15 protein-coding genes and 2 pseudogenes are annotated in these 20,839 nt (G+C 69.1%); 10 read left to right on the forward strand and 7 right to left on the reverse strand.

Annotated elements, in window-relative coordinates; genetic code table 11:
* The first annotated feature begins 85 nt into the window (after positions 1–85).
* Together ACFV9J_RS39410 and ACFV9J_RS39415 are read left to right on the forward strand one after the other, a co-directional pair.
* On the forward strand, positions 86–361 hold the full coding sequence (locus ACFV9J_RS39410; RefSeq protein WP_385362893.1) for a hypothetical protein: 276 nt from the start codon (positions 86–88) through the stop codon (positions 359–361).
* A gap of 70 nt (positions 362–431) precedes the next feature.
* Positions 432–762 (forward strand): annotated as a pseudogene (locus ACFV9J_RS39415) (hypothetical protein).
* 8 nt (positions 763–770) lie between these two features.
* Here the strand turns inward: ACFV9J_RS39415 and ACFV9J_RS39420 are convergent.
* The gene (locus tag ACFV9J_RS39420) at positions 771–1,154 is read right to left on the reverse strand and encodes a peptidase inhibitor family I36 protein (RefSeq protein WP_385362895.1); all 384 of its coding nucleotides are present in this window, start codon (positions 1,152–1,154) and stop codon (positions 771–773) included.
* A gap of 394 nt (positions 1,155–1,548) precedes the next feature.
* The gene (locus ACFV9J_RS39425; protein ID WP_385362896.1) at positions 1,549–3,714 is read right to left on the reverse strand and encodes an exo-alpha-sialidase; all 2,166 of its coding nucleotides are present in this window, start codon (positions 3,712–3,714) and stop codon (positions 1,549–1,551) included.
* A gap of 1,368 nt (positions 3,715–5,082) precedes the next feature.
* Between ACFV9J_RS39425 and ACFV9J_RS39430 the strand changes: the two genes are divergently transcribed.
* The 4 genes from ACFV9J_RS39430 (at position 5,083) to ACFV9J_RS39445 (ending at position 11,022) form a co-directional block, all read left to right on the forward strand.
* Positions 5,083–5,844: a metallophosphoesterase family protein gene (locus ACFV9J_RS39430; protein ID WP_385362898.1), complete on the forward strand. Its 762-nt coding sequence runs from the start codon at positions 5,083–5,085 to the stop codon at positions 5,842–5,844.
* Positions 5,845–5,922: 78 nt separating this feature from the next.
* Positions 5,923–6,378 carry a Tn3 family transposase gene (locus tag ACFV9J_RS39435; protein ID WP_385362900.1) on the forward strand — a complete coding sequence of 152 codons (456 nt, stop codon included), beginning with the start codon at positions 5,923–5,925 and terminating at the stop codon, positions 6,376–6,378.
* A 124-nt stretch (positions 6,379–6,502) separates the two neighbouring features.
* The gene (locus ACFV9J_RS39440) at positions 6,503–7,432 is read left to right on the forward strand and encodes an ADP-ribosylglycohydrolase family protein (RefSeq protein WP_385362901.1); all 930 of its coding nucleotides are present in this window, start codon (positions 6,503–6,505) and stop codon (positions 7,430–7,432) included.
* 635 nt (positions 7,433–8,067) lie between these two features.
* Entirely contained in the window at positions 8,068–11,022 is a 2,955-nt protein-coding gene (locus ACFV9J_RS39445) for a Tn3 family transposase (protein ID WP_385362903.1), read from the forward strand.
* 349 nt (positions 11,023–11,371) lie between these two features.
* Here ACFV9J_RS39445 and ACFV9J_RS39450 read toward each other — a convergent pair whose 3' ends face one another.
* The 3 genes from ACFV9J_RS39450 to ACFV9J_RS39460 all read right to left on the reverse strand — a co-directional run bounded on the left by ACFV9J_RS39450 (position 11,372) and on the right by ACFV9J_RS39460 (position 14,709).
* Positions 11,372–11,722 (reverse strand): hypothetical protein, encoded by a 351-nt coding sequence (locus tag ACFV9J_RS39450; protein WP_385362905.1) that lies wholly within the window; start codon positions 11,720–11,722, stop codon positions 11,372–11,374.
* Between the two features lie 480 nt (positions 11,723–12,202).
* A complete protein-coding gene (locus ACFV9J_RS39455) occupies positions 12,203–13,765 on the reverse strand; it encodes an ABC transporter permease subunit (RefSeq protein WP_385362907.1) in 1,563 nt (520 codons plus the stop codon).
* The gene (locus ACFV9J_RS39460; RefSeq protein ID WP_385362909.1) at positions 13,762–14,709 is read right to left on the reverse strand and encodes an ABC transporter ATP-binding protein; all 948 of its coding nucleotides are present in this window, start codon (positions 14,707–14,709) and stop codon (positions 13,762–13,764) included. Before ACFV9J_RS39460 ends, ACFV9J_RS39455 begins: the two co-directional genes overlap by 4 nt.
* Before the next feature lie 124 nt (positions 14,710–14,833).
* On the opposite strand from ACFV9J_RS39460, the gene ACFV9J_RS39465 reads away from it, so the two are divergent.
* A complete protein-coding gene (locus tag ACFV9J_RS39465; RefSeq protein WP_385362910.1) occupies positions 14,834–15,340 on the forward strand; it encodes a HAMP domain-containing protein in 507 nt (168 codons plus the stop codon).
* 225 nt (positions 15,341–15,565) lie between these two features.
* Here ACFV9J_RS39465 and ACFV9J_RS39470 read toward each other — a convergent pair whose 3' ends face one another.
* On the reverse strand, positions 15,566–16,558 hold the full coding sequence (locus ACFV9J_RS39470; protein WP_385362912.1) for a LacI family DNA-binding transcriptional regulator: 993 nt from the start codon (positions 16,556–16,558) through the stop codon (positions 15,566–15,568).
* 40 nt (positions 16,559–16,598) lie between these two features.
* On the opposite strand from ACFV9J_RS39470, the gene ACFV9J_RS39475 reads away from it, so the two are divergent.
* The 3 genes from ACFV9J_RS39475 to add are packed head-to-tail and all read left to right on the forward strand — an operon-like array spanning position 16,599 to position 19,529.
* Positions 16,599–17,510 (forward strand): PfkB family carbohydrate kinase, encoded by a 912-nt coding sequence (locus ACFV9J_RS39475; RefSeq protein ID WP_385362914.1) that lies wholly within the window; start codon positions 16,599–16,601, stop codon positions 17,508–17,510.
* A gap of 55 nt (positions 17,511–17,565) precedes the next feature.
* Positions 17,566–18,552, forward strand: coding sequence for a nucleoside hydrolase (locus ACFV9J_RS39480; protein WP_385362916.1), 987 nt, complete (start codon positions 17,566–17,568; stop codon positions 18,550–18,552).
* 14 nt (positions 18,553–18,566) lie between these two features.
* Positions 18,567–19,529: an adenosine deaminase gene (add, locus tag ACFV9J_RS39485; RefSeq protein ID WP_385362917.1), complete on the forward strand. Its 963-nt coding sequence runs from the start codon at positions 18,567–18,569 to the stop codon at positions 19,527–19,529.
* 398 nt (positions 19,530–19,927) lie between these two features.
* Here add and ACFV9J_RS39490 read toward each other — a convergent pair.
* A pseudogene (locus ACFV9J_RS39490) lies at positions 19,928–20,754 on the reverse strand (IS110 family transposase); the annotation flags it as partial.
* Between the last annotated feature and the right edge of the window lie 85 nt (positions 20,755–20,839).

Consider the following 20,839-nt stretch of genomic DNA (forward strand, 5'->3'; position numbering starts at 1 on the left):
CTGGATCTCCGGGTGCATCGCCGTCTTCGGGTGGGTGAGGAACGGCTTCTTCGGGGTCCACCCGTCGGTGCGCTCGGACTGGCTCTTGGCGCACATCACCTTGGGCTTGTTCTGGATCAGCCAGATGTGCGCTGCACCCGGGGGGCACCGGACCAGGAGACCCGGCCCCGCTCGGGCGTCGCGTTCGGCAGTCGGCGGGCGGCCTCCGGCCTTCGACCGTGAGGACTACAAGGCCCGGCACGCGGTCGGGTGCGGCATCAACCGGCTGAAGCGGAACCAGGCGGTGGCCACCCGGTTCGACAAGTTCGCGGTCCGCTTCGAAGCCACCGTTCTGATCGCCGCGATCGGTGAATGGCTGTGACCGGCCTGAGCTGTCCGTTCCTCAGGCCATGCTGACCGCGACCAGGTGAACACGTGAGGGGAAGGCAACGATGGGGGCTCAGTACTACGGCGCCGACAGCAAGAACGGCGACCGCGTCGACGACCCCTCCGAGGACGCGCTGTTGATGATGATCAGCGACCTCAACGACTCCGACAACACCTTCGCGGTCGTCTAGCGCGACGAGGACGACCCCGTCTGGTTCGCCTCCGTGGCTGTCCGGGACGAAGGCGGCTACGAAAATCGTCCGCCGTGACACCACCCGCACCGAGCACGAGGTCACCACAGCGACCAGCATCAACGGCATCGCCCGCGACCGCACCATCTGGATGGCCGCCCGCGATGTCCACGGACGGCCAACCATGCAGGTCAGCGAGTTCTAAGACACGGCCTAGACGATGTCCAGACTGTCGGTCCGATTGTTCCAGGTGTTGTACACGGTGCCACCGCAGTTGTAGTCGGAGAGGTCGTACACGGAGGCTCCGGGCCCCAGCACGATGTAGTTGTCGCACTCGGACCAGAGGTAGACGGTGCGGCTGGTGTTGTTCCAGACGCTGGAGACCTTGCCCTGCACCTTGGAGCCCACCGTGTAGTAACCCGGCCCGGAAGCAGCGGACCACGCCGCACCGTCGTAGCCGGGGTAGTCCCAGAGGCACACCCAGCCGCTCTTGCAGTCCGACGAGGCGGCGGACGCGCTTCCGCTGGAGCCGGCCAGGAAGGTGGCGGCCATGGCGGCGGAAAGCGCGACAGCAGAGAAAGCCCGTCGTATACGCATACGTGTCTCCGTTTCTGGCGAAAGAATACGGCCTACTCAAGATCAGCCAGTACGAACCTAGCAGACTCTCAATAGATGACCCCAGAGTTTTCCGGCGATCATTGCGAATCATTTTCAGCCAGCCGGAATTTCCCCATCCGAATCGGAGTTTGCAATTTCAGAGAAATGCCGCGACGTTTTCCTACTTCAGATTTCAGGTTTACTCGCTGTTAACCAAAGTCGCGTAAAGGGTACTCCGGGCCCTGCACTGGCGGATCTGCGGGCCCTGGCCGCCCCGGTGCCTTGCCCCAGGGGCAGGCGGTTCGGCACTTACCATCTCAGGCTGAGTCGCGTGCGCAGGACGGCGCCGCCCGCAGGGCACATGGCGGTGAGGTTGCTTCCTCCGGCCAGGCGGTCACCAGGCTGGTGTAGTGGCGATACTGCCGCCCCAGGTTTCCCGTTTGGTGCCCTCAGCGGAGTTCCACCACCAGTGCGAGAGTGTTCCGTCGGACGCGGCACCGTAGACGTGCTGGGTGTCACCGACCACTTGCGCCACCGGGTCCGAGGAGATCGGGCCGGGCCACACGGCGTAGTTGTTGCCTGTGGTCGGGTCCCACCACCAGTGGGCGAGCGCGTTGCCCGTGGTGCGGGCGAAGACATGCTGCTGTCCCCCGTGCGCGAATGAGACGGGCGGTCCGGCGAGCGCGGTCGGGGTGCTCAGGACCTGACTCTTGACCACCTGGTCCGTGCTGTCCCACCACCAGTGGGTGAGCCGGTTCTCCGGGTCGGCGGCGTAGACGTGCAGCTGGCCCTTTTGGACGAGGGCGGTGGCAGCGCCCCTGGCCGATCCCGGCCAGAGTTCGTGGCGGATGCCCGGGCCCTTCGTCCACCACCAGTGGTGGAGCCGGCCGTCGGTGCCGGCGGCCCAGACGTGCTGCTGCTCGCCGTAGCGCACGGCGACGGGGTCACCGGCGAGGGTGCCCGCGGCGGCCCAGGTTTGCTGCTTCAGCAAGGCGGTGCCGGCGTCCCACCAGGTGTGCAGGAGCCGTCCGTCGGTCGTGCGGACCCACGCGTGCTGTTGGCCGGAGGTGACGAAGCCGGTGGGTGCTCCGGCCACTGTGCCCGCGGCGAGCCAGGTCTGCGAGGAGAGGCCGGTCGTGCTCCAGAACCGGTGGATGAGGCTGCCGTCGGTGCCGCGCGCGAGGACGTGTTGTTGGGCGCCGTCGTTGAAGGCGACCGTCTTGCCCGCGATGCCCGTGCCCCAGGTGCCGCGCTTGACCGTGCCGTCGGCCTCCTCGAACCAGTGGCCGAGGTCACCGGCGGGTGTGGGTGCGAACAGGTGCAGCTGGTCTGGGCTGGTGGTGGCCAGCGCGCCGGTGTTCTGGTTCAGGGTGAGGGCGCCGGCGCCGGCGGGGAGGTCCAGGTCGGCTTCGGTGAACGTGGCGAATCTGATGTCCTGATGCTGTTTGGTGGTTCCGGCCTCGTAGAGGATGCCGAAGGTTCCGCCGCCCAGGGCGGTCATGGAGCTGTAGGCGGAGTACCCGTCCTTCACGAGGGCGCCGTCGGCGGCATCCTGCCAGGTGAAACCCCCGTCGAAGGAGGAGCGGATGGTGAGATCCTCGCGGTTCGGGCCGACGGGGGCGGCGAACAGGGCCCGGTCATAGCCGTCGCGGTTCATCTCGCGCAGGGCGAGGGTCGACGCCTGTATGCCGGTGCCGGGCAAGTCCATGTCCGGGAGGAGTGCGAAGTCGGACTCAAAGCTGAGCCCCTGATCACCCGAGACCGCGTAGACCGCCCTGTCCCTGGTCCCGGAGTCGCCTTCCTCATTGCGCGCCGTCACGAAGAGGCTGCCGTCACCGCGTTCGAACAGGCTCAGCTCCTGTGCTCCGATTGCGGGTTCGGCGCCGAGTGAGGAGGCGCCGAGCCTCCAGGTGAGGCCGCCGTCGTCGCTGTAGACAAGCGCTCCGCCCAGGTTGGCCGGCGCGGCCCCCGGTGCCACGCGTACCGTTATGCCGGCGACCAGGCGGCCGGCGTGCTGGCCGTGGGTGAGCTGGGTGGCGCTCGCGGGACCTGTCGACATCTGGCCGGCGTACAGGGCTCCCCAGGCAGTTGACCAGACGTCGGCGGAGATGTCGTCCGCGGCCATCCAGTGCAGGCCGTCGTCCTCGCTGACGATGCGGTGGATGTGGTCGTAGTTCTCGGTGTACAGCAGGACGACCCGACCCGAGGCGGCGTCGACCACCGGCGTCACATTGTGGTAGATGTGCCCGGCGCTGTGCCGGGCCACCACCTGCAGGGCACCCCATGCGCCGTCGACGTAGCGCTTCACGACGATGTCGATGGAGGCTGTGTCAGAGCAGCTGCCAATCCGGCCCTCGGCGAAGGCGAGCAGAGTACCGTCGGCGGCCTTGACCACCGCGGGGGCCCGGAAGCACACGTAGGAGGCGGAGCCCCCGGCCTCTCGCTCGCCCTCGGTGAACACCGTCGTCTGCGATCTGGTCAACGGAACCGCCGCCGCAACACCGGCAGGCAGGACCAGCGCGGACAGCACCACCCAGACCACCGCAACCACAATGGTCACGGACACGGCCCGCCTGCCGCCACCCGACGCCCGCACCTTGCGCGGCGGTCCTGGCCTGGCCGTCGTTCCGACAGCACCCACGTCTCACTCCCCTGCCCACGCGGGGACCAGGCGGCCGCCGCAACACTGGCCGGCTCCCCCTGGCGAATGGCGACCCCCTGCCCGGCCACCAGGCAGTCTCAACGAGACCCGTGAACCGCGAATGAGGAGAAGGTGAACACGGCAACTGCCCCCGCGAGACCCAGCCGATGATCCTGTCTTCCGCCCGGCCGTGCATGCCGGCGCCGACAGACCGCGCAACCCACAGCCCGCGCCGAGGCCGACACTCTTGCCTTCACCGCCCGCGACCACAGCCGCACCATGCAGCCTCTGACGAGCGGCCTCAAGCCGCTGGTCACAGTCAAGCGTGAACCGCTCGGGAAGCGCCTTGGCGAGTGTTCCGACGATCCGATGAATCGGCGCCCAAACCGCCGGATCGTCGATAGCCTGACTGAGGTCCGTCATCTGGAGCTTCAGTGCGACAGCACCAGTGCCTCATCACTCGTGAGCATGATCGTCACCTGGCTATCGCCCATGCACGCCCCCAGGACTCGACCCGCCCCTGACCGCACGAACCTACTGGCCTTCGACTTTGTTCAGAGCCAGCGAAAAACCCTCTAACGATACGAAACACCTTTTTCATCCGAGAGGCGGAAGCTAGCCACTCTCGATCTCGTGTAACGCTAGCACGAGCAACTCCCGCCTCTCGCTTACTATTATGCGCCGGGGTCAAGTTCCCGCAGGCAATTCTCCACCCTACACTCAGGATCGAGATACCCAATTCTTGAGCGGCTCCCTGCTGCGACAACCACTCATGATCCGGACACACAACGGGAGAATTGTCCCACCTTTTCATTAGCCTCGGATGCAGCTTGCCAGACATTAAAGATTGCAACCTCATTCATTTCAAGCAAGGAGAGAAATTCAGCGATCCCGCAGGAAACAACTGCGGGATCGCCATGACACAGAACAAACGTTCTAACCACCTAGAACATCCACTCCTTAATTGTTATCCCGACGTGATTCAATTCCGTCCCAGGAAGTTTCGAGGACCTGCCCGCCAACACCCCTGCCATCAACCAGGATTCGCCCTGGCTCTTCCCCGGCCGCCGCCCGAGCCAGCCGCCAGCTCATCCTCCAGGCCTCGGCGCCCGTCATCGCCCAGGCACTGGGCTACCACGACAAGAGCACCACCCGCATCGCCACCGAGGCCGGAGCCCTGGAAGAGAACTACGCACCCGGCGACCAGACACGCTGACCGGCCCCCTCGAACTACGCGCCCGGCGAAAGATCACACCACTCGGCTGCCTTCGCCCCACAGTGGTGACCATGCTGAACCGAGTAGCCGTCCTGTCCGACATTCACGGAGTCCTGCCGGCCCTGGAGGCAGTACTCGCCGAACCAGACGTCAGCACCGCCGATCACATCGTGCTCACCGGCGACATCGCCGCCGGCCCCCAACCGGCCCAGGTCCTCGACCTGTTGACCAGCCTCGGCGACCGCGTTATCTGGATCAGCGGCAACGCCGACCGCGAGCTCCTCGAATACCGCCGGGGGCAACGCGACACGATCCCCGACCAGATCGCCCCCTGGGCAGCCGAACAGCTCCGCGAAGACCATCTCGACCTTCTCGGCTCGCTTCCACGATCACTCTCCCTGTCCGTGAACGGCCTGGGAAAGGTGCTGTTCTGCCACGCCACCCCTCGCGACGACGAGGAGGTCGTCCTGGTCGACTCCCGCCTCGACCGCTGGAAGGAAGTCTTCAACGGACTCGATACCGACATTCGCACCGTGGTCTGCGGCCACACCCACATGCCGTTCGTTCGCCTCGCCCACGGCCGACTCGTGATCAACCCCGGCAGCATCGGCATGCCCTACGGACGTACCGGAGCACACTGGGCCCTACTGGGCCCGGGCGTCGAACTCCGCACCACGAACTTCGACCTCCAAGCCGCAGCCACCCAGCTCAGCCAGGACTCGTCCTACCCCGACATCATCGAATGGGCCGACTACTTCCTGCACGCTCGCGCGACCGACGCCGACGCCCTCACAGCCTTCGCCCCACGGGACGGACGCGACCACAGCCCGTGACACTCGCTCCCCACCCACGACAGCGGGCAGCCGAACACCGACTACGCGATCAACGACGCCTACCAATCCCGAGGCCGGATGCTGGAGGTCGGCCGCGCCCAGAAGACCACCTTCGTGGCCCGCTACCTGAGGCTCCGGGACCTCCAGCGGGAGATCGAGGAGGGCCTGAACGTCATGGAGTCCTCCAATGGCGCCAACTCCGTGATCGTCTACGGCAAGGGTGGAGAGATGGCCTCGAACCGGCGCGACGAGCAGGAGATGTTCGTCCTGTGCCTGCGGATTCTCCAATCGGCCCTGGTCTACGTGAACACCCTGATGCTCCAGGACGTCCTCGGCGAACCGGAGTGGGCGGACCTCCTCACCCCTGCCGACCGGCGTGGCCTGACCCCGCTCTTCTGGTCCCCCGTCCGGCCCTACGGTGAGGTAAACCTCGACACGGACACCCGTCTGAACCTCACTGCAGGCTCGACGGTTCCTCCCCCTCGTACCGCCGCGGACGTCGATCAGTCGGTGCTGAGCCGCACAGATCGGTGAGCCCTCTGCCTTCGTCACCGCAGTCACCTCCGTAGGACGAGACGCGGTCGCCGCCGATGGTTCGGGGAGCCGAAGAAGGAATTGCGCCGCGCGGCTGACGAGACGGCACAGATAACCTGCGCGAATGAAGCGGATACAGCGGGCCGCTGGCGCGGTCGTCGGCTCGGCGGTGGGTGATGCCTTGGGCGGCCCCTTCGAGTTCGGTCCCCAGGGAGCGTTCTCCGCGCGGTTTCCCGCGCCTGATGCCGGTGGCGAGATGTGTGGAGGCGGTGGCTGGGAACCCGGCGAGGCCACTGACGACACGCAGATGGCCGTTCTGGTCGCGGAGTCCCTGCTGGAGCGTGGCGGACTGGATCTGCCGGACATTTTCACCCGCTTCCAGCGGTGGGCGGCATCAGAGCCGAAGGACATCGGCTTGCAGACCGAAGACGTCCTGACCAACGGCATGCCCTGGGACCTTGCCGCCGCGATCCATTTCCAGGTCAACCAGCGAGCAGCGGGAAACGGCTCCTTGATGCGGGCATCGACCGCTGCGGTCCACTTCGCGGCCGCCGGCCAAGAAGCCACCATGGACGCGGCCCGCCGCATCGCTGCCCTCACCCACGGGGACCGCGCGGCCTGGGAAGGCACCGCGATCTTCCACGAACTCATCCGCGTCACGTTCGAGGACACCGACCCCCTCATCTCGCTCCCTGACGTACTGGCTCTTGTCCACCCCGACCACCGCGGCCGCTACGCCACAGTCCTCGCGCCCGACTGGCACCCCGATCAGGCCACCGAGTTCAACGGCGCCGTCTGGCCCTGCCTGGGCTCCGCCATTTGGGCACTGCGCACCACCACCAGCTTCGAAGACGCGATACGCGCGGCGATCGACCTCGGCGGCGACACGGACACCGTCGCCGCGGTGACCGGAGGCCTCGCGGGGGCGTACTACGGGCTGGATGCAATCCCCGCCCACTGGACCCAGCAGCTCCATGTCCCCCTCCCAGGATTCGACGGAAGAGTGCTACACCTGCCAGACCTGCTCCACCTCACGCACCGTCTCGGAGGCTGAACCGGTTCTTGCTCGTCAATCGACTGATTGATGAGCAAGATCAGCAAACAGCGGCACGCGGCCCGATCGGCGCCGGATCATGCCCATAAAATGGTGTCAGAAAGTCGATGTGCTCAGGAACTTGAGGAGCACCGTTTCCGTACGATCAGGCGGGTGCAGCCACCCCGGGACGACGACGCCGCTGATCTCCTCGCCCCCGTTCCGGCCGTACGACCGGCGACCTTGTGGGATACGCACGTGTATCCGCCAAGGGGCAGTTGCTCGGCCGGAAGGCCCACGCACTCACCGAAGCAGGGTGCATCCGGATCTTCGCCGACAAGAAGTCCGACAAGAAGGGGTATCGCCGAGGTGAGCCCAAAAGGGCCGCGGGATGATCTTGAAGACATGGGGGCCCGGCACGTCACCCGTTCGGCTCGGTCTCGTTGGTGGTGATGTTGACTGTCATCCGGGGCCTGGGGTCGGTCGTGACCTCGATCGAACGGACCGCGTATCCGCGGTTCAAGCGGCTGATCACCGCGCACGAGCTGCATCTGTACTTCTCGCCGACTCGCGATGAGTTGGAGTGAGCCGCCGACCCTACGGACAGCGATGAGCATCTGCTGGCCCTGCTGCTGACGCTGAAGTCGTATCAGCGCATGGGGTGCTTCCCGAAGGCGGAGGACATCCTGAAGGCGGTGGCGGAGTTCGTGCGGCGGGCGGTGGAGCTGCCGGAGGGCACGCTGCCGGTATACCGGGGCGGCGAAGACCGTGAAGAACCACCGGGGGCTGGTTCGGCAGCGGGTCCGTGTGGCCTACGACCAGGTGCGGGCCTGATCAACATCGCGCTGGAGAAGGTGGTGGAGGCTGGGCTGGAGCTGCCGGCGTTCTCCACCTTTGGCACGATGGCCTCAGCTCTCCGTAAGGAGGTGAACGCCGGGATCTGCGGAGGTATCCACGACCGGAAGAGCGCGTTCGAGCGGGCGGGGCTGCTGCGGCTGCCGGAGGAGCGCGAGAGCGACGACACAACCCTGTACAACCGGCTCAAGAAGCCCTCCCAGGGCCCGACCTGGTCGCACTTCAAGAACCTGGCCAAGCCGCTGGAGTGGGTGGACGGGCTCGGCGACACGGGCGTGTGGATGGACGGCGTCGCGGCGGGGAAGATCACGGACTTCGCCGGGGAGACGGACGCGGCCCGACCTGGCGGAGCTGCGGGACTACAAGCCGGTCAAGCGCCTCGCGCTGGTGGCGTGCTGGCACACAAGGCGCGGATGCGGGTGAGGGACGACCTGGCGACGATGTTCTGCAAGCGCGTGGCGATGAAGATCAAGAAGGCCAAGGTGGAGCTGGAGGGGATCCGGCTCGCCGAGCGGGAGATCGTCGAGGCCCTGATCGGGAACTACCGCACCCTGCTGAAGAACATCGACGAGGGCGGCCCGGCCCAGGAGGCGCTCACGAAGGCCACGACGATGACCGCCGAGGTCCGCCAGGCGCTGGAGGGCCTGGACGAACAGGCGCCCCTGGGCGAGGTCGCTGTGCGGCGGGAGGGCAGGGTCTCCCCGGCTGTCCTGGCCCTGGTGAAGGCGCAGATGGTGCAGGCCGGCGGGTTCGGCGCGGTCACGAAGGCGGTGGAGGGCTTCGACGGGTTCGCCAGGCAGTGCGAGCAGATCGAGAAGGTCTCCGCCCATCACGGCAACTTCTGGGAGGTGTTGCTGTGCGGGCAGATCGGCCGGGACCGGGCGGTGATGTTCGACTGGCCGAAAAGCTGGAGTTCACCGCGACGTCGGAGGACGGGCTGGTGCTGGACGCGCTCGCGCACGCGCAGCGGCACCAGGCGGCGCGCGGCGAGTACATCAGTGCCCTGGGCGAGGACGGCCGTCCGGTGGACATCTCCTTCGCCACGCAGAACTGGCAGAAGGCCGTCCTCGACAGGACGCGGCCGGGGCAGTTCGTCCGCAGGCACTTCGAGGCGATGGTCTTCACCGCGCTCGCGGAGGAACTGCGCACCGGGGATGTGGCCGTGGTGGGCTCGGAGGAGTACGTGGACTGGTCGACGCAGTTGCCGACCTGGGAGGCCCGTCCAGGAGAAGCCGGCGTCCTACCTGGTGGCGGTCGGCCTGTGTGAGGAAGGCGAGGCGGCCGGGTTCGACGCCGCCTTCTTCCACCGTCAGCTGGAGGACAAGCTGCGAGGTGCCGCTGCGGCGGCGGATGCCGGGTACCCGGACAATGAGGGCCTGTTCATCGACCCCGAGACGGGCATTCCATCGCTGAAGGCGCACCGGGCGGAGGGGCAGCGGCCGTCCGCGAAGCGGCTGGAGGAGGAGATCAAGGCCCGGATGCCGGAACGCTCCCTGATGGGGATTCTGGTCCGCACGGCGTACTGGGTGGAGTGGTGGCGCCCGTTCGGTCCGGCCTGCGGCAACGAGCCGAAGCTCGCCGACCCCTTCGGCAGGTATGTGATCACCACGTTCGTGAAGGGCACCAACATGTGCCCGTACGAGGCTGCCCGCCACATCCCCAGGGTGAGTGGGCACGAGCTGGCGTATACGGCGAACCGGCGCTTCTCCCTGGTGCTGCTGAACGAGACGATCGCCGACCTGGTCAACGCGCACGCCCGCCTCGACATCTCCCAGGCGTGGGGTGACGGCACCGCAGTGGCCGACAACCTGCTGACCGAGACGTCCGTGCAGTACGGGAAGCCGGGCGGGATCGCCTCCACCACGTCTCGGACACCTACATCGCGCTGTTCACGCACTTCATCCCGTGCGGGGTGTGGGAGGCGGGTCTACATCATCGAGGGCCTGCTGAAGAGTACGCCCGAGGTGAAGCCGACCACCGTGCACGCCGATACCCAGAGCCAGTCCCAGCCCGTGTTCGCGCTCGCGCACCTGCTGGGCTTCGACCTGATGCCCAGGATCAGGAACTGGAAGGGCATGGCCTTCAACCGGCCCAGCAAGACCACGGAGTACGTGCACATCGACGCCCTGTTCGGCGAGCCGGGCAAGAACTCAACCGACTTCGACCTGAACGAGTCCCAGTTCCGCGACCTCATGCGGGTCGCCGTCTTCGTGCGCGAGGGCGCCATCTCCTCCTCCACCCTGCTCAAGCGCCTGCGGTCCGGGTCGAAGAAGAACGCCACCTACGCCGCCTTCCGCGAGGTCGGCCGGGTGATCCGCACCGTGCAGCTGCTGCGCTACCTCTCGGACGCCCCGTTGCGCCGACGGGTGACCGCGGCGACGAACAAGGTCGAGTCGTTCAACCGGTTCTCCCAGTGGATCGGGTTCGGCAACCGCGGCGTCATCGCCGGCAACGACCCCGTAGAGCAGGAGAAGGCGATGAAGTTCAACGCGCTGCTCACGAACGCGGTGATCTTCCACAACGCCCTGGGCATCGCGGAGATCGTGCGGCAGCTGCTGGAGGAGGGCTGGACGATCGACCCGGAGGAACTGGCGCACATCTCGCCGTACCTGACCGAACACATCAACCGGTTCGGCGAGTACTCCACGCACGAACTCGGCATCCAGCCCGACGCGTACGACCCGAAGCTCGACGCCGACTTCACCCCGCTGCGCGAGCAGGAACCGTCCGTGGCCGGCTTCGGCCAGGCGGCCTGACCACCTTTGCCGAAGGGACCCTCGGTCATGCAGGCCGCTGCCCTCCTCGACACCCAGCTCCCCAGGGCCCGCGCGCGGGCCACCGTGGTGACGTCACCGGCCTGGTGGCGCCTTCCCTCCGAGGACCGCGCCGCCCACCGCCCTCGCCGCCGCGGCGTCCATAGTGCCCGGCCCCCGCACCGTGCCCGAGGCGGAAGCCGCCCGATCGGCGGCGGACGGCGGGTCCGGGTCGGCATCCTGAAGACCCGTCCGCCCGGAGTCGCTCCCGCTCGGCTGGATCGTTGAGCGGGTGTGGCGCCGGGCCGGGCAGGGGCCCGAATCCACCGCGCTCGGGGTCGGCTCGATTCGGCTACGCGTCGCGCCTGTGCAGCAGCAGGCTGCCGACCAGCAGCACGGCCGCGGCCCACGTGGCGAGTACGCCCAGGCCGGCCCATGGGCCGATGGGCAGTTCGTGCAGATGGGCGGTGGCTTGGACCGCGAGTCCGGCGGTCATGGGCGAGATCTGCTGAAGGTGCCGCTGCCACTGCGGGTCGTTGACCACCTGGGTGACGATCGGGAAGAGATAGAGCAGCCCAAGTACGATCCCGATGGCAGTCGCCGCCTCCCGTACCGCCGTCGCGACGCCGAGACCGATCAGGGCGATCAGGACGAGGTAGAGGACCGAGCCCACGGCAGCGCGCAGGGTCGGGCCGTCGGTCAAGGACAGCGGGGCATAGCCGTGGGCCTCGGTGAATCCGTTGCCGGGCAGGATGTAGCGGCCGGCGAGGAGCGAGGAGGACGGCAGCCGTCCCGGAGATCAGGACGACCGTGGTGAGGACCGTCGCCTTGGCGGTGAGGACGGTGAGCCGGTTCGGCACCGCCGTGAGTGTGGTGCGGATCATTCCGGTGCCGTACTCGCCGCTGACGGCCAGCACCGCGAGGACGGCGATGACCGCCTGCCCGACGGTGACGCCGGTCAGGGCGAGCTTGACGGCGTCCTGGCCGCACCCCGTATCCGGGCACTTCACGGCCTTGGCAGTGCCGCAGCCGAGGGCCACGGTCAGCGCGACGGCGAGCAGAAGCAACCTGCCCATGTCCCCTGTGGTGCGCAGCTTCGTCCACTCCGCGCGCAGGGCGCGGCCGAAGTCCCCTCGCCACGCGCCGTCCGCCGTGCTCGTGAGTCGTGCACTTCTCAGGAGACTCATACGTCCCTCCCGCGCAGCCGCACCACGGCCAGACCGAAGGCGAGCGCGGCGTATCCGCACAGCACGGCGAGGCCGGCCCATGGCGCCAGCGGGTAGTAGCCGGTCGACGGTTCGTACACGCTGAGCACCTGCGCGTACTGCGGCAGGGTCTGCTGGACGGCGAAGCCCGCAGCCGGGGTCACCCGCAGCAGCCACTCCGAGACGCCCGGGGGCAGTACGCCGGAGGCGGCAAGCAGGAAGGGCAGCACGATCGACGCGATGACCAGGGCGACCGCCGTGCTGCTGCGCCGCAGCAGGGCGCCGACGCCGAGAGCGAGCACGGCGGTGGCTGCGCAGAGCAGGCCGGTGCCGACCATGACGCGCACTTCGGTCGCCGACGTGATGGGGAAGACATGGAAGCCCCTGCCGCGCGCGCTGCGTTCCCCGATGGGAATGGTGATCGCGGCGGCCACCAGGCCGATGGCGAACGCAACGCCCCCGGCCACCAGCGCCTTGGCACTAAGCACCCGGCCCCGCAGGGGGGTTGCCGCCATGGTCGTACGCAGCAGACCGCGCCGGTACTCGCCGGTGATGAACACCGTGCCCACGGCGATCACCACGATCAGCCCGGCGAATGTGCCGACGAGGAAGTTCTCGACCGAGAAGCCGACGCCCATGGCGGGCCCGCCGACGACCGGTGCGATGTCACCGGCCCCGGTCACGGTGAACCCGCCGCCGTCGGTCTGGGTGAAGCCGCCCTTGGTGGTGTTCGTGTAGCTGCCGGAGGTGCCCGCGTCTCCGCCCACCTGTGTGCCGCTCCACGCGCTCTGGGACCAGCCACCGGTGAGGCCGGGACGGCCGAAGGTGCCGGTGGCCACGGCGGGACTGAAGCCCGTGCCCGCCGCGGTGTCCTGCTTCGCCTCCGGTGACGTGGCGAAGAGCCCGGCCTGCACGGTGCGCGCAAGCCCAGGCTGCTTCGCATGGCCGACCTTGGTCCAGTGGGAGCCGTCGATGGAGGCGTAACCGGTGAGGCTGTCGCCGGAGCGGACCAGGCGCAGCCAGCGCGGGGACTCCTGGGTGACCTTGCCGGAAGGACCCGCCGTGTCGTGCGTGTAGTCGTACTGCATGCGCACGCCGTGACCGCCGGTGACCATGACCGCCGCGTACGGGGATCCCTGAGTGAGGCTTTCCTTCACGATGACCCCGGCCTTCGCCCAGGGCTGGGCGCCCTGGGCCGTCTTGCCGATCCCGGTGTCGGCCACACCGGTCAGCGACCGCAGGGGAACGGTGAGGGCGCCGTCGCCGGTGAGCGTCCTGTGGACGAAGTAGAAGCTGTCATTGACGGCCTCGCCGCCCGGGCCCTTCGGATACGAGGCGGAGTCGGCGCCGCGACCGCCGGGGGCGGGGGCGGCCGTGCCGAGCAGGCCGACCACGATCGTCACCAGGAGCGCCCCTGCCATGGCGAGGACCCAGCCGCGTACCGTACGGAACTTCGTCCACTCGGCGTGCAGCGTCCTGAGGAACCCGCTCCGCTCAGCACGCCCTGTGACCGGGGGGTGAGGGGTGAGGGTGGCTGTCATCGCGTGGCCTCCCCCGCCGGGATGCCCCGGTATTCCACCGCGTCCCGGGTGAGCTCCATGTACGCCTCTTCGAGCGTCGCCCGGTGCGCGGACACCTGGGAGAACGGCACCCCGTTCCGGGCGAGCAGGGCCACGATCTCCTCGTCGGGCAGGCCCGTGACGCCGAGGGAGTCGGGGCCGGTGGCGAGAACGGTGGCGCCCGCGCCGTGCAGGACCTGGGCGGCTCGGGCAGGCGCGGAGGTACGCAGGGTGACCCGGCCGCCGGACGCCTCGGCGAGCAGCTCGGACACGCTGGTGTCTGCGACGGCCCGGCCGCGACCGATCACCACGAGATGGTCCGCGGTGTCTTCGAGTTCGCTCATCAGGTGACTGGAGACCAGGACGGCGCGGCCCTGCCGGGCCAGCTCCGCCAGGAAGCCGCGCATCCACACGATGCCGTCGGGGTCGAGGCCGTTGAACGGCTCGTCCAGCATGACGACCGGTGGGTCACCGAGCAGCGCCGCCGCGATCCCCAGGCGCTGGCGCATGCCCAGCGAGAAGCCGCCGGCCTTGCGCCGGGCCGCCGTGCCCAGGCCGGCCTGTTCGATGACCTCGTCCACGCGCCGGGGCGGCACGCCCTGTGAGTGGGCCAGCCACAGCAGGTGGTTACGGGCGGTACGGCTCGGCTGCAGCGCGGAGGCGTCGAGCAGTCCCCCCAGATGCCGAAGCGGGCGACGCAGGGTGCGGTACGGCACCCCACCGACCAGGGCCTTTCCCTCCTCCGCCGCGTCAAGACCCAGGATCACGCGCATGGTGGTGGACTTGCCCGCGCCGTTCGGGCCGACGAAACCGGTCACCCGTCCGGGCCGCACGGTGAACGTCATCCCGTCCAGAGCCAGCTGTGGCCCGAAGCGTTTACGCAAACCCATGACCTCGATCGTCGCCTTCGTACTCTCATCACTCATGGCCCCACCCTGTGACGGAGCGAGTTACAGGGGCCGAACGGCCCTTGTCATCTCGCTGTTAGGCGCCTCGGCTTAGCCTGGCCCGGTACGTGTCCTGGTGCAGTGGCGAGAGGGGAGCATGCAGATGACATGGGGTCCGCCCCGACGGCTCGCGGGCCTGACTGCCCGGCTCGGCCTGCGCCGTGGCACTGCCCGCACCCGCTTCACCGCCTTGTACGTGACTCTGTTCCTGCTGTCGGGAACGGCGCTGCTGGCCATCGCGGCCGTGGTGGCATCCGGCGGATCGCGCTCCAGCCAGACCGCCCTCGATGGCGGCGCCGATCAGCCCGCCACGGCGGCACAGGCCCAGGGCCGCATCGACGAGCTGGAGCAGCAGCTGACCCAGGCGCACGACACCCAGTCCCGGCAGATCGTGATCGGCTCCGCCATCGCCCTCGGCGTCATGGCGGTGATCTCGGTCGGCCTCGGCTGGTTCGTCGCCGGCCGGGTGCTGCGCCCGCTGCGCGTGATGACTGCGGCCACCCGCCGGATCACCGCCGACAGCCTGCACGAACGCCTGGCCATCGGCCCCGGCGACGAGGTGAAGGACCTCGCCGACACCATCGACGACCTCCTCGGCCGCCTATCGTGATCGAGGGGCCGATCCCGACCCAGACGTCGACGCCGAACCTGGAAGTCGTCCGCACGCGCAGCACCTCGCCCAGCCGGTGCATCTCGGGCCCGTGGTCACGCAGCGCCCTCGCGGCTCCACCACAGCCGCGGTCGGCGGCAGCGCCTGACCACCGAAGACAGATCTGCCAGCAGCTCCATCAGCCGTACGTGTCGGAGCACAAGCGGCCAAGCACCTCCTGAGACCTCACAGGGGGCAGCCGCAACTCTGGCGCAGGACCAGCGAGGCGTGGGCCGGGGGCTGGGGGGAGGTGTTGTTGAGGAGGAGGGCGACGGCCTGTTGGGCCATGGTGTGCAGGGGTTGCTCGGTGGCGGTGAGGGCGGGGGCGGTGTAGGCGCTGTCGGGGGTGCCGTCGAGGCTGATGACGGACAGGCGGTCGGGGACGGGCAGTCCGGAGGCTCGGGCTCCGGCGAGGACGCCGATGGCCTGTTCGTCGGTGCCGGTGATCAGCGCGGCCGGCATGGCGCCCTCGCTGATCAGGCGCTGGGTCAGGGCGGCTGCGGCGGCGCGGGTGTATGCGCAGCGCAGCAGGGGGGCGTCGGCGTTGGCGAGGGCCGTTTGCCAGGTGGCGCGGCGGCGGCTGACGGGGCCGGCGTCGTCGGGTCCGGCGAGGAAGGCGATGCGGGTGTGCCCGTGGCTGCGCAGGTGGGTGACGGCCTGCTGGACGGCGGCTTCGTTGTCGGCGGTTACGGCTGGGAACTGCCCGTCCTCCGGCTGGTTGTGCACGTACACGGCCGGCGCACCGGCCCGCCGGGCCTGGGCGGCGACGTCGGTGCCGCCGTCGGCGGAGACGATGATGAGCCCGTCGACCTGGGCGGCGAGGAACTTGTCGGCGAGGTGCTTTTGCCGGTCGGGAGAGTATCCGGCGTTGCCGATCAGTGTGAGCTTTCCGTGCTGTTCCAGCGCCTGCTCGATGTGCCGGGCCAGCGCTCCGAAGTAGGGGGTGGAGGCGTCGGCCAGGATCAGGCCGACCACGCCCGTGGTGCGGGAGCGCAGAGCCCGGGCGATGCGGTTGGGCCGGTAGTCCAGCTCCGCCGCGGCGGCCAGGACCCGCTCGCGGGTCTCGGCCGCGACGGGGCGGGGCCCGTTGTTCATCACATAGCTGACCACTGCTGTCGAGGTCCCGGCCGCGCGGGCCACGTCCGTCAGCGTGGGTGCCTTGCCTGCTCGCTTCGTCATAGCCCTTGCATCCTCTCATCTAAACGATTAGACAGGAAGTATGAACGGATTCCCTCCAGGCCGTGTGGTGGCCGTCGGCTCGGTGAACATCGACCGGATCCTGCACTGTCCCGCCCTTCCCTCCCCGGGTGAGACGGTGCTGGTGTCCTCCCTTACCGAGGGTTTCGGCGGGAAGGGCGCCAATCAGGCCGTGGCCGCCGCCGCGATGGGCGTCGCCACGCACCTGGTGGCCAAGGTCGGCGGAGACGCCGACGGTCTCAAGGCGCTCGCCAACCTGCGCGGCGCCTCGGTCGGCGTCGACACGGTGATCACCGAGGTGTCCGCGCCGACCGGTCAGGCGATGGTCACGGTGGACCCGGACGGCGAGAACAGCATCGCCGTCATCAGCGGCGCCAACGCTCTGCTGTCCGCCCGGGACGTCACCGACGCCCTGACCGTGCTCCGACCGCAGGCCACGGATGTGATCCTCACGAGCGGCGAGGTCCCCCTCCCCTGTCTTCACGCTGTCACCGACTGCCTTGCGCCGGGCACGCGATGGGTGCACGACGCAGCCCCGGCCGCATCGTTGCCCGCATGGACGAAGGATCACCGGCCGCTGCTGGTGGTCAACGAGGTCGAAGCCCGGCAGCTCACCGGAGCCGCTGATGCCCAGGCCGCCGCCCGCGCCCTGGCAGAGGCGGCCTCCGGCGCAGTGGTCACCCTAGGCGGTGACGGGGCACTGATCGCCCAGGGGAGGCGATGTGAGCACATCCCCGCCCCTGCCGTGACCGTCGTCGACACCACCGGCGCCGGAGATGTCCTGTGCGGCGTACTCGCTGCCGAACTCGCCCACGGCCACGCCCTCCCCCAGGCAGCCGCCGCAGCAGCAGCCGCGGGCGCCTTCGCCGTCACCGCGCTCGGTGCCCGAGGTGCCCTGCCCCGGCCGCGCGACCTCGTCCGCATGGCCCGCTGACCAGGCACGGCCCCGTACCCCCAATCCGCACGACTCGCACGAATGGAGCACGGCCATGCCTGCCCTTCCCCTGATCATTGACACCGACACCGGGTCCGACGACGCAGTGGCGCTTCTGCTCGCCGCTGCCAGCGGTCTGGGCGACATCAGAGCGGTGACCACCGTGGCGGGCAACGTGCCCGTCGAGACCGGCACCCGCAACGCCCTGATCTCCCTTGAGACCGCAGGCCGCACGAACATTCCTGTGTACCCCGGCTGCTCCCGGCCGATGACGCGGGCCCTGTCCAGCGCTCAGCACGTGCACGGCGAGGACGGCATGGGCGACATCGGACTGCCCGACCCGACCGCCGTCTGCGAGACCACGCACGCCGTCGAGGCCCTGCTGTCCTACCCCCGTGAACACCCGGGAGAGCTGACGCTGGTCACGCTCGCCCCGCTCACCAACATCGCTGCCGCCCTGTTGCGCGACCCCGAACTGCTCACCCGCTACCGGCATGTGTACTGCATGGCCGGCGCCGCCGACCTGCGCGGCAACATCTCGCCCAGCGCCGAGTTCAACGTCTGGGCCGATCCCGAGGCCGCCCGAATCGTCACGCAGGCCGCCACACCCGAAAAGGTCACGTGGATCGGTTGGGACGTCTCCCGCAAGGACGCCGTCATGACCGAAGCCGACCAGCGGCGCCTGGAGCAGCTCGGCACCCCGAAGGCGACGTTCGCGCACCGCATCAACCGCAGCGTCGCCGAGTGGGCCCGCGATGTCACCGGGCTGGCCGGCTACGACCTGCCCGACCCCGTGGCCATGGCCGTGGCGCTCCAGCCCGGCCTCGTCACCGAGCAGGAGCAGGCCCACGTCGGCATCTCCGTCTCCAGTGACACCCGCGGTCAGATGATCATCGACCGGCGCGTGTCCGCTCCCGCCCCCAATCTCACCCTGGTCCGCCGCGTCGACGAGGCCGGCTTCAAGAAGCTCCTCTTCGACACCGTCACCGCAGCTGTTCCCACCGGCTCGCCACTCGCCGCCGCAGCTTCCTCCACCCTCTGATCTGGACCGACTTCATGAGCACCCCCATCGCGCGGATCCCGCGCTACGAACTGCACTGCCACCTCGACGGCTCCGTCCGCCCGGGCACCGTCGCCGACCTCGCCCGCGGGCAGGGCGTCGCCCTCGACCGACCGGTCCGGGACCTGGTCGTGGCCCCGGCCCACTGCGGCAGCCTGACGACTTTCCTGACCTACATCGATCTGCCCTTGCAGGTCCTGCAGACCCCGGACGCCCTCACCCGGACCGCCCGGGAGCTGGTCGAGGACTGGAAGGCCGACGGTGTCGTCTACGGCGAAGTGCGCTTCGCCCCCCAACTGCACGGCCGCCACGGCATGACCCCCGACGAAGCCGTACAGGCGGTGGCCGAAGGGCTGGCCCAGGGCCGGGCCGTCACCGGCGTGGCTACCGGGCTGTTGCTGTGCTGCCTGCGCCACCAGAGCCCCGATGAAAGCCTCGCCGTCGCCGAGACCGCCCTACGGCACCGGAACGTCGTCGCCGGCCTCGATCTCGCCGGCGACGAGACCCGCTACACCGCCCAGCCTCACCGGGCCGCCTTCGACCTCGCCCACAGCGCCGGCCTGCCCTGCACCGTCCACGCAGGAGAGGCCGCAGGCCCCGAAAGCATGTGGGAGGCCATCGACGCCCTCGGCGCCCGCCGCATCGGCCACGGCGTCCGCTGCACCTCCGACACCGCACTCCTGAACCGGCTCCGCACCGACAAGATCGCCCTGGAAATGTGCCCCACCAGCAACGCGCAGACCGGCGCCGTCCCCAGCCTCACCGCACACCCCGCCACCCAACTGCTCGCCGCCGCACTGCCCGTCACCATCAGCACCGACACCCGCACCACCTCGGACACCACCCTGCAGCGTGAATTCGACGCACTGCGCCAGGCAACCGGATGGACCAGCCGGCACGAGGTCCTCGCACAGGAGAACGCCGCCCAGGCCGCCTTCGGCCCTCGGAACAAGCAGTAGGGGCAGGACGACGGCTACGCGACGTCACCGAAGGGCATCGTGATCGCTCATCAGGCGGGTGGCGGGCGGCCCGACGAGACGCGCCGGCCGGCCGGCGCGCAGGCCCTGGATACTGACGGGACCCAGCACGCGAAGCCCGCGCCGCGGACAAACAGATCCTGCTGCCCGCCATCACTACACGCTCCGACCACACTGACCACCTGCAGCTTGCGGACCTCGAAGCAGCCGCCACGACCCGCCCTGCCCTGTACCTGCTCCGAGGAGCCGCAACCGCATCGGGCGGCACCGCAACCACTCACGGAGCCTTCCGGCCCCAGGCACCCGGCCGACGGTTTGAAGGCCGGGGCAACGCGAAGAGCACGTCGGTCCGTCGTCCTGCGAGGCAGAAGAGATCCTGGGTTACCGCCTCTGGGCGCGTGTTCGCCATGGACCGAGGCCCCCGACGGCTTGGCCGTCCGGGCCGGGCAGGCGTAGAAGGCAAGGTGGGCGGCGGCGGGGAAGCCGGTCGCGTCGCCGACGGCCACCGGCAAGAAGGCGGCGGCCCTGACCGCGACTCCCCGAGTCGAGATCAGAACCGCGGAAGAGGGTGAGCAGCCTCCAGCAGCCGTGCGATCTGCGCTCCCAGAGCGCGTCGCTGTTCCTGGACCGCAGCGAGCGAACGGGCCACGGACGGGACCACGAGGTCGAAGGTGCCGATGCCCGGGGCCACACCGGTCTGCTCGCCGAGCGCGCCGAAGACCTCGTCGATCAGCCGCTGGGCCATGCGCGGAACCCTGAGACGGACCACCTCGACCAGCCTGCGGCAACCGGCCTTCCACAGAGCAGCCGGCGAACCGTAATGTTCCAGTAGCCAGGACACGGCGGGGTTCCCCGGGCGCGGACCCAGAACGCGCTCCAGGCCGGGGCAGAACTGGGTGAGCAGGCCGCGCAACCGGTTCCAGGTCCGTGTCGCCTCGACCACCAGATCCCGGTCGAACCCCACCAGCACGATCAGCTCGGCGGTAACCTCATCGGTCAACTCCAGCGAACGCACAACAACCACCAGCACGGTGCCGAACTTCCCCGGCAGCTCGTCAAAAACGGCCCGCACCCTCGGCTCACTGTCGGGCAGCTGCTCGTCGAAGACCCTCTTCCCGGACGGCACGAGGCCCCGCCCCTGACGGGCACTATCGCCGACGTCCAGGCCGAGGAAAACACCACACGTCGTCACTGCCGTCCAACCCATCCTCCCAAGAGCAGTCCGTGTGCTGCAGGCCACGGCGCTTGATGTCGCATACGCGCACCCACGTCACGCAGACCCGCCACCCGCA

It is taken from the genome of Streptomyces sp. NPDC059906, from assembly GCF_042730645.1.
Lineage (GTDB): Bacteria > Actinomycetota > Actinomycetes > Streptomycetales > Streptomycetaceae > Streptomyces > Streptomyces rubrogriseus.

What these genes read in the sequence shown, in the direction of transcription:
- ACFV9J_RS39465 (WP_385362910.1), top strand. Translation starts at nt 14,834, where the DNA reads ATGACATGGGGTCCGCCCCGACGGCTCGCGGGCCTGACTGCCCGGCTC.
- ACFV9J_RS39455 (WP_385362907.1), bottom strand. Translation starts at nt 13,765, where the DNA reads ATGACAGCCACCCTCACCCCTCACCCCCCGGTCACAGGGCGTGCTGAG.
- ACFV9J_RS39470 (WP_385362912.1), bottom strand. Translation starts at nt 16,558, where the DNA reads ATGACGAAGCGAGCAGGCAAGGCACCCACGCTGACGGACGTGGCCCGC.
- ACFV9J_RS39480 (WP_385362916.1), top strand. Translation starts at nt 17,566, where the DNA reads ATGCCTGCCCTTCCCCTGATCATTGACACCGACACCGGGTCCGACGAC.
- ACFV9J_RS39440 (WP_385362901.1), top strand. Translation starts at nt 6,503, where the DNA reads ATGAAGCGGATACAGCGGGCCGCTGGCGCGGTCGTCGGCTCGGCGGTG.
- add (WP_385362917.1), top strand. Translation starts at nt 18,567, where the DNA reads ATGAGCACCCCCATCGCGCGGATCCCGCGCTACGAACTGCACTGCCAC.
- ACFV9J_RS39435 (WP_385362900.1), top strand. Translation starts at nt 5,923, where the DNA reads ATGCTGGAGGTCGGCCGCGCCCAGAAGACCACCTTCGTGGCCCGCTAC.
- ACFV9J_RS39475 (WP_385362914.1), top strand. Translation starts at nt 16,599, where the DNA reads ATGAACGGATTCCCTCCAGGCCGTGTGGTGGCCGTCGGCTCGGTGAAC.
- ACFV9J_RS39460 (WP_385362909.1), bottom strand. Translation starts at nt 14,709, where the DNA reads ATGAGTGATGAGAGTACGAAGGCGACGATCGAGGTCATGGGTTTGCGT.
- ACFV9J_RS39430 (WP_385362898.1), top strand. Translation starts at nt 5,083, where the DNA reads ATGCTGAACCGAGTAGCCGTCCTGTCCGACATTCACGGAGTCCTGCCG.
- ACFV9J_RS39420 (WP_385362895.1), bottom strand. Translation starts at nt 1,154, where the DNA reads ATGCGTATACGACGGGCTTTCTCTGCTGTCGCGCTTTCCGCCGCCATG.
- ACFV9J_RS39445 (WP_385362903.1), top strand. Translation starts at nt 8,068, where the DNA reads ATGGGGTGCTTCCCGAAGGCGGAGGACATCCTGAAGGCGGTGGCGGAG.